General features: G+C 61.1%; 7 protein-coding genes. 5 read left to right on the top strand and 2 right to left on the bottom strand.

Annotated elements, in window-relative coordinates; genetic code table 11:
• Together PLJ71_11635 and PLJ71_11630 are read right to left on the bottom strand one after the other, a co-directional pair.
• Positions 1-2,120 (bottom strand): ATP-dependent RecD-like DNA helicase (locus PLJ71_11635; protein ID HQM49327.1); only part of this gene is annotated, 2,120 nt, incomplete at its 3' end.
• 293 nt (positions 2,121-2,413) lie between these two features.
• Entirely contained in the window at positions 2,414-3,274 is an 861-nt protein-coding gene (locus tag PLJ71_11630) for a hypothetical protein (protein ID HQM49326.1), read from the bottom strand.
• A 319-nt stretch (positions 3,275-3,593) separates the two neighbouring features.
• On the opposite strand from PLJ71_11630, the gene PLJ71_11625 reads away from it, so the two are divergent.
• The 5 genes from PLJ71_11625 to PLJ71_11605 form a co-directional block, all read left to right on the top strand.
• Positions 3,594-5,951 (top strand): PAS domain S-box protein, encoded by a 2,358-nt coding sequence (locus PLJ71_11625; protein HQM49325.1) that lies wholly within the window; start codon positions 3,594-3,596, stop codon positions 5,949-5,951.
• A gap of 473 nt (positions 5,952-6,424) precedes the next feature.
• The gene (pspA, locus tag PLJ71_11620) at positions 6,425-7,111 is read left to right on the top strand and encodes a phage shock protein PspA (protein ID HQM49324.1); all 687 of its coding nucleotides are present in this window, start codon (positions 6,425-6,427) and stop codon (positions 7,109-7,111) included.
• A 131-nt stretch (positions 7,112-7,242) separates the two neighbouring features.
• Entirely contained in the window at positions 7,243-7,521 is a 279-nt protein-coding gene (locus tag PLJ71_11615) for a hypothetical protein (GenBank protein ID HQM49323.1), read from the top strand.
• A 38-nt stretch (positions 7,522-7,559) separates the two neighbouring features.
• A complete protein-coding gene (locus PLJ71_11610; GenBank protein ID HQM49322.1) occupies positions 7,560-7,871 on the top strand; it encodes a hypothetical protein in 312 nt (103 codons plus the stop codon).
• A partial coding sequence (locus PLJ71_11605) for a PspC domain-containing protein (GenBank protein HQM49321.1) occupies positions 7,871-8,184 on the top strand: 314 nt, incomplete at its 3' end. The genes PLJ71_11610 and PLJ71_11605, both read left to right, overlap by 1 nt.

Below are 8,184 nucleotides of genomic sequence, written 5' to 3'. Positions count from 1 at the left end.
GCGCGGTTGGACAGCCGGTCGGCGAGGCGCGTGTTTCGCCGGGTTTGTTTGGTATTGCGCACAGCCAGCGCGACGGCTTTCGGGTCGCCCACGATGACCACGAGCTTGCTGGCGCGCGTGACGGCCGTGTACAGGATATTGCGCTGGAGCAGCAAAAAGTGCTCGGTCAGCACCGGCATGACCACCGCGGGGTATTCGCTGCCCTGGGCTTTGTGCACCGTGCTGGCATAGGCAAGCCCCACCTCATCGAGGTCATCGAAACCGTATAACACCGCCCGGTCATCGTACGCTATCTGGACCTCGCGCAGTTCGTCGTCTACGACGGCAACAATGCCTGCGTCGCCGTTGAACACGTCCAATTCATAGTTGTTGGAAAGCTGCATCACCTTGTCGCCGCAGCCGAAGAGACGGTGTTGTATGGGGACGGCGCCGGGGTTCAAGGCTTGCTGCAGGGCTTCGTTGAGACGGGTAACGCCGGCCTCGCCCCGCCGCATCGGCGCCAGCACTTGTACGTCCCGTTTCGGGTCGAACCCGAATTTCGCCGGCATGCGCTCGGTGACCAGGTGCACCACCGTTTCCAGCGCCTTGACCGGGTCTTTGCGCTGAACCAGGAAGAAATCCGTGGTGTTGAACTCGGGCATTTGGCCTTTGTTGATGCGGTGGGCGTTGGCGATGATGCCGCTTTGGGCCGCCTGGCGGAATACCGTTTTCAGCCAAACCACCGGGACGGCCTGGCTGGCGATAACGTCAAGCAACACGTTGCCCGGCCCCACTGACGGGAGCTGATCCACGTCGCCCACGAGAATGAGCCGGGCTTGCTTGGGGATCGCGAGCAACAGGCTCTGCATCAGGGTAATGTCGACCATTGAAGCTTCGTCAATCACGATCAGATCGGCATCGAGAGGCCTGGCCGCGTTGCGTTGAAACCCGCCCTCCTTCGGGCTGTATTCGAGCAGGCGGTGGATGGTGCGGGCTTCGCGCCCCGTCGCGGCTTCCATGCGCTTGGCCGCGCGGCCCGTCGGCGCGGCCAGTTCCATCGACACATTCTTCGCATGGAATATGGCAAGAATGCCGTTGAGCACCGTGGTCTTGCCCGTGCCGGGGCCGCCCGTGATGACCAGCACCTTTTCACGAATGGCGGTGCTGATCGCGTCGCGCTGTTCGTCCGACAACCGGATCGAATGGGTTGTCTCGACCCACTGGATGGCCTTGTCGGTCTGGATGACCAGCTGCGCGCCCGGCGTCGCGATCAGACGCCTGAGCAGGTAGGCGCAGTCCGATTCGGCGTGCCACAGACGCCGGAGAAAGACCGCGTCATCCTCGCGCACGACCTGCTCGCGGGCGACTAGTACCGCCAGGGCCCTCTCGAATACTTCGGCCCCCTCCTCGACCCCGAGGAGTTCGCCGGCCTCCTGCACGAGGGTTTCGGCCCGCTCGAAGACGTGGCCCGAATCGCCCGCCCGGTCCAGGAGGTAAAGGATCCCCGCTTCGATGCGCTGCGGGGCGTTCCGCGCCACTCCCAATTGCTCTGCAATCTTGTCGGCGCTCTTGAAGGCGATGCCTGAGATGTCCTGGGCCAGGCGGTACGGGTTTTCACGCAAGACAGCCACGGCCTTGTCGCCGTAACGTTTGTAAATGCGAACGGCCTGGTTCACGCCGATGCCGTGACCCTGCAGAAACAGCATGATCGACTGGATCGCCTTCTGCCGCTGCCAGGCGTCGCAGAGCTGCGCCGCGCGTTTGCGCCCGATGCCCTGAACGGTCTGCAGCCGTTTGGGCTCCTCGCTGATGACCCGCAAGGTGTCGACGCCGAAAGCTTTCACCAGCCGTTTCGCGAATTCGGGCCCGATCCCCGGAATCAGCCCCGAGCCCAGGTATTTCTCGATGCCGTGCACCGTGTTGGGCAGAACGATCTCGTAACGCTCCATGCGGAGCTGCCGCCCGAATTTCGGATCGTTCACCCACCGGCCCCAGATGCGGATGGTCTCGCCCGCCGATACCGCCGCGACGTTCCCCACAAACGTCACCAGGTCGCGTGTCTTCTTGTCGCGCAGACGCGCCACGAAAAAACCCGTCTCGGCGCTCTCATAGACAATGCGGTCCACCACGCCCTCGACCATATCCAGACTATCCGGCGCGCGCGGCGCATCCTCCGGCAGCAACTCCCCCTGCCGGGCATCGCCGTTCGGCTGCGTCACGTCGCGGGTATTCTGTCCATGGCGTAAGTGCTTCATTTGATGCCATTTTGCCAGCTAGCGGCGGGCATGTCCATACTCCCGCTTTGGCGCGGTTTCCCGACCGCGCCACTCCTTGGACCGAAGGTCTCCCCTGCAACTGCGGGTCAAGTACGTACAGCAGCCAGCGGCCCGGGCAGCCAAGTGCCGCCGCCCCTTCGCAACCTGTGCCCTCTCGCTCACCCGCCGTTTGCCGCGTGAATCTCGTCCAACACCTTTTCCAGCCCGCCGAGATTTTCACGGAGGCTGACTTCCGCGTCGATTTCCGGCCGGTGACCGAGGATCCCGATCGGTCCCGCGTAGCCGCTGTCGAGGATAATGCGGACCAATTTCGTGTCGTGCCCGCCTTGGCCGATGGGCAGGATTTTCGGTTCTCCGCCGGTGTTCATGCCGTTCAGGTTGAGGCACAAGAGATAAGGCTTCATCGCATCGAGGCACGCCGCGAAATCGTCTATGTGCCCATGGCCGTGATGAAGGTTGTACACAATGCCGATGTGCTCGCTGCCGGTCTCTTTGCGCAGCCAATTACAGACCGCTGCCAGGTTGTCCGGTTCGCCGCCCCATCCGCCGTGATTGTACAAACCAAGTTTACATCCCAGCGCCTGCGTACGCTTCGCCGCATCCAGCAACATCCCCCCGGCCGCCCGCACCTTTTCTTCCTGCGACCCCTCCCCCGGATCCGGCGCTGTCAGCCACACCTGCGGATGGATACCATACTTCTCGAACAGCCGGAACATGTCTTCGTGCAGTCCCCAGAACGCGAAGAAGGCAATATGGTGTTCGTTGAGCGCGCGAATTTCCGCCTCGAACCCAGGGACATGCTGTTCGCGCCAGTCGTACGCCAGCTTCGTGAAGCCCAGCCGCTCGAGCATCTCGGCCCGCTCTTCCGGGCCCCGTTGCTTCGCGTCGAACGGCACCACGCACCAGGCGACCAGATTGTCCTTTGCAAAGAGCTGCGCGCCCCGTGATTCCTCGGCATGCGCGCCACTAAACGCCCCTGCCACAGCTGAGAGCACAACGCAAAACGAGAACTTCACCATCGTTTCCACTCCATACGCTTAGATGTGAGAGCCTCGGGGTTCAGCCCGCTTTCAGTCCACGTTACCAGACCACCCGCCCCGCGCGCGAGGTCGAAACTTCGCCGTCACGCTCGAAGACGTGTACCTCGAAGTGCCCGCCCCGCGCGCGAGCTCGAAACACGGAGCACCCCTCGTTCCGCCTATCCCCCTGCCAGTGTATCCCTTTACAGCACGATCATCATGCTCACATTTTTTGCCATTTGCCCGATTTGAGTATATACTAGGTTTATATGGAAAAGCGGGTGAAGGCGGGGGACCGGTTTTTCCGTGGAGGAAGTGGATGAAGGGCTGGTGGGGCATTTGCGCCATCTTGACCGCTGGCGTGTTTCTTTTTAGCGCCTCGTATTATCCCAACTACTACTTGGATAACGAGTTGTGGGGCGACTTCTTTGAGTTTTTCGGAACCGGCCTCCTCGTGCTTGGCGCGTGCATCGCCGCGCGAAAACTCATTCCAAATTCCCTTACCCTCTACTTCTTATATGTAGGCGCGTTATGCTTGACTTTCGCACGTTTCGTAGATTTCAGCTACGAGATCACTGCCATTGAAACGTGGCCCCTGGTAGGAGGCACCGGGTTCGGCAGCGAACTCACGCCCCGTATCACCGAGAACGCCGGATATATCTCCATCCTCTTGGCCTTCCTGGCGCTCTTGCGCGAGGCAACCACGCTCCATGTTCATCTCGAACAGGAGCATCAGCGCCTGAAAGAACTGCATCATCGCAGCGTCTTTCTGGCCCGCGTGGCTGATATGTCCGCCGAGGCCGTGTTCGGGTGCGACCGCAACGGCGTCATCCGCACCTGGAATCGCGGCGCGCGGGCTCTCTTCGAGTATGCCCCGGAGGAAGCCATCGGGATGCCCCTGGGTGGGCTCTTCACCGAAGGCGGAGAACGGCTGTCGTCGATCTCGTGCGAGCTGATGGACCACGGCGGACCGCTGCTCGATGTCGAGTTGCCCGCATGCACCAAGTCCGGCCGGCAGTTCCCGGCCAGTGCCTCCATCTCCATGGTATCCCAGGACGACGGCGCCATTCTCGGGTTCAGCATCGTGGTGCACGACATCCAGGCACGCAAAGAAGCCGAGCGGAAACTGACGCGTTCGCGCGACATGCTCGCCAGCGCGCTTCATAACGCCGAAGTCGGAATGTTTATCGTAGACCGCGACCTCGAACTGCTTGCCATAAATCCCCGCATGGAAGATATCGCGGGCGGCGAGGTCACGGATTTTGACACCCTCCGCGATGCCTGCGGACGCATTCTCGAACCCCAAGTGCAATTCGTCGAGCGAATAACCAAAGACGTTCTCGAACGCGCAAGGCCAATAGAATTTCGAAACCTCATCATGCACCGGCGCGACCACACCGAACGCATCTGCAACGTCGCCGTTTCCCCCATGTTCGATGATAACGGCGGGGTCAACGGCGCCGTGTGCATCGTTGTCGACGTGACCGAGCGCGAAGCGTTGCAGGCGCGGCTGATCGAATCCCAGAAAATGGAAAGCCTGGGCCGTCTCGCGGGCGGCATTGCCCACGACTTCAACAACATCCTTGGCGGCATCCTCGGGTACGCATCCCTCATGCGCGAGACCGCCCAACCCGAGTCGGATTTCCAGCGGTACGCCCAGGCCATAGAAGGCGCCGCATCGCGTGCCGCCGAACTCACCCAGCAACTCCTGGCGTTCGCACGCGGCAAGAAGTCCGAAGAGCAGGAGGTTAACCTCAACGCCGTCATCGATGAAACGCTGTCCCTCTTGTCGCTGGCCATCGACCCCAACATCGAAGTGCGGTTTGACGCCGCACCCGACCTCGCCTCGGCCAAGGTCGACCTGAGCCAGATCAACCAGTTGCTTATGAACCTTCTCATCAATGCCCGGGACGCCATACGCGAACGAGGCTTCATTCGCGTAACCACCGGCAATATCGACATCGACGAAGCCGCACGGGCGCGCCTCAGCCTTGACCGGCCCGGGCCATACGTCCGCGTGACCATCGAGGACAACGGCTCCGGAATGCCCGCCGAGGTCGTCCGCCATATCTTTGAACCCTTCTTCTCCACCAAGACCAACACCCAGGGATACGGTCTGGGCCTCTCTGTCGTCTACGGCGTCGTAGAGGCGCACGGCGGCGGCATCTACGTCGATTCCCAAGAGGGCAAGGGCACGCGAATCGACGTCTACCTCCCTGCGTCCGACAACGTCCGGAAAAGCATCCCCGAAAAAAGCCCGCCGCCTCGAGTCCATGCCAGAAAAGAACACAACCGCGAAACCGTCCTCATCGTCGACGACGAGGTCTTCATGCAAAGCCTCCTGCGCGACCTGCTCGAGGCGGAAGGGTACACCGTGCTCTCAGCGGATACCGGCGAACAGAGCACGGAGGTCTTCCGCGAACACCAGCAGGATATCGCCCTCGTAATCATGGACCTGCTCATGCCCGGCATGGGCGGCGCCGCGGCCATCAGGTTGCTCCGCGAAATCGTTCCCAACCTCCCCTGCATTATCTCGAGCGGCTACGGCACCGACACCATAGAACCCGCCATGCAGCACGACGAACGCATCCGATTCGTCCCCAAACCTTACAAGGCCATGGATATGGTCGCCGCCGTCCGCGACCTCCTCGACACGTGCGCGCAGGTCATCTCCTGAGCCATCCTCATGAAACCGCGGCCCGCACCCGCGTCTGACGTGTCCGGCCGGTCCAACACCTCCGGCGCCCTTCAGCCTCTTCCCGCGCGTCTTGATCGTGGCCGTCCTTGACGGCTATTTTCGACAGGAATTTCAATTAAACAACGTAAAACAAGAACCGAACCGAAGACAACCTCCCATTGGAGCCCCCTTGTCGCGCCGAGAAACCGGCTCTCCCATCCCGAGTTTCTGCCCGAAACCAAGAGGCATTTCTTGCACATAAGCGGCCATTTCGACCAAATTGAAGGGGTTGAAGCCATGTACCTCGTGGCTCATCGGGATAGAACTGCCCCCTAAGCACTTTTGAGACAGGCACTTAGAGGCTCCTATCCCCCTGGCACAAGGCTTGCTCCCTCCCCAGGCAATGCAATTCAACCCATGAGGCAAAATGGCCGGGCAGGATGAACACATGTTCCGGCCGGAGGTAATAGGATATGGGCATCTTTTCACGCGTTGCCGACATCATCAGCTCGAACATCAACGCCATGCTCGACAAGGCGGAAGACCCCGAAAAGCTGATTCGCCTGATGATTCGGGAGATGGAGGACACCCTCATCGAGATCAAGGCGTCGTGCGCCGGCGCCATGGCCCAGAACAAGAAGATCGCGCGCGAAATCGAGGACGTCCGCGCGAGCGAATCCCGCTGGGCCGGCCGCGCTCAGCTCGCGGTCGAAAAGGGCCGCGACGACCTCGCCCGGGAAGCCCTCGTCGAGAAACGCCGCTACACACAGCGCATCGAGACGCTCGAGCAAGAGCAGGCACATTGCCAGGCATTGGTCGAACAATACCAGGCTGATATAATTCAGCTTGAGGACAAGCTGGCTGTGGCGCGCGAAAAGGAGCGCGTCCTGGTGCAGCGTCACGTCCACGCGCAACACAAGAAACGCGCGCAGCAAAGCATCCGCAAGGTCGACTACAGCAGCGCGGTCGCGCGGTTCGAGAACTTCGAGTCCAAGATAGACCGTATGGAAGCCGACGCGGACCTGGTTAATTTCGGCCGGAAACCCAGCCTCGAAGAAGAGATCGACAGTCTGGCAACCGACGAAGACCTCGAGGCCGAGCTGGACGCCCTGAAATCGTCCGGTGCGGACACGAAGAAGAAAAAGGACCAGGCCGAATAACCCGCCGCCACGCTGTGGGGACGCAGGGAAAGATGTGCGGGATTAGCCGCATCGAAGGCGCTTGAAACCTTATTGCCTGACCGGGCCGCGTCCCGGCCTGCACCCGCTAAGACGACAAGGAGATATCGTTGATGGGATCGTCACTCACTGGGCTGTCGATCACGATAATCGCGATTGTGGCGCTGCTGATTCCCTTGTTGGCACTCGCGCTGCCCGTAATCCTGATCCTCGGGCTGGTGCGCATCCTGACAGGCCGTTCGGTCCGGCGGAATCCCCAACAGGAAGCCGAGGAGGCGCGTCTCATGCAGGAACTGTACCGCGGCATGGCCCGCCTCGAGGAGCGGACCGAAAACCTCGAAACCATCGTTCTCGAACGGGATCGCCGTAAATCGGACGCGCCATCCGAATAAACGGCAACCGGAACGGGTAGATTACAAGGGAGTGTCCTATGGAAGCGATCGCAACAGCAACGGCGGCGCCGCTCATGTTTGGGGTGGGCATAATGGAAACCCTGGTCGTCATGATGGTGATAGGGCTTCCCGTGCTCGTGATCGCGCTGCTGTTGCTCGCCACCCGCACCAACGAAGAAGGCAAGGTATTCCTGAATCTGCGGTTTGGCAACAATGCCAACGCCGAACACGCAGCCCAGGATGAGCACATACTCCACGACATGAACGAAGGTCTCCAGCGCATGGAACAACGCATCGAAGCGCTGGAAACGCTATTGGCCGATGGAAAACCCAAGGGAGAACAGAAATAATGGACCGCGCCCACGAAACCCGATGGCAAGACGCCGAGGCCTGGTTCGCACAGGCCGCGGCGGGCATTGGCAACAGCTTTGGCCGGGGCACGGCACGCACGGGGAGATCGACAATGAGCCGCCACTACGAACCCCAAACCAGAGGCATCTACCGGTCGCGCAACGGCGTCATATTCGGAGTATGCCAGGGTTTCGCCGAATACCTTGATGTGTCGGTATTCTGGACCCGCGTCATCGCGGTGCTGCTGTTCTTCTTCACCGGCATCTGGCCCGTGCTCGGACTGTATATCCTGGCCGCGCTCCTGATGAAACC

This window comes from Candidatus Hydrogenedentota bacterium, from assembly GCA_035416745.1.
In the GTDB taxonomy this organism is placed as follows: Bacteria; Hydrogenedentota; Hydrogenedentia; order Hydrogenedentales; family SLHB01; genus UBA2224.
Note: the sequence above shows the minus strand (reverse complement) of the source record. Positions and strands in the feature narration are given on the sequence as shown.

Excerpts from the sequence above, each read along its gene's own strand:
- PLJ71_11630 (HQM49326.1), bottom strand. The coding sequence starts at position 3,274 with ATGGTGAAGTTCTCGTTTTGCGTTGTGCTCTCAGCTGTGGCAGGGGCG.
- PLJ71_11625 (HQM49325.1), top strand. The coding sequence starts at position 3,594 with ATGAAGGGCTGGTGGGGCATTTGCGCCATCTTGACCGCTGGCGTGTTT.
- pspA (HQM49324.1), top strand. The coding sequence starts at position 6,425 with ATGGGCATCTTTTCACGCGTTGCCGACATCATCAGCTCGAACATCAAC.
- PLJ71_11615 (HQM49323.1), top strand. The coding sequence starts at position 7,243 with ATGGGATCGTCACTCACTGGGCTGTCGATCACGATAATCGCGATTGTG.
- PLJ71_11610 (HQM49322.1), top strand. The coding sequence starts at position 7,560 with ATGGAAGCGATCGCAACAGCAACGGCGGCGCCGCTCATGTTTGGGGTG.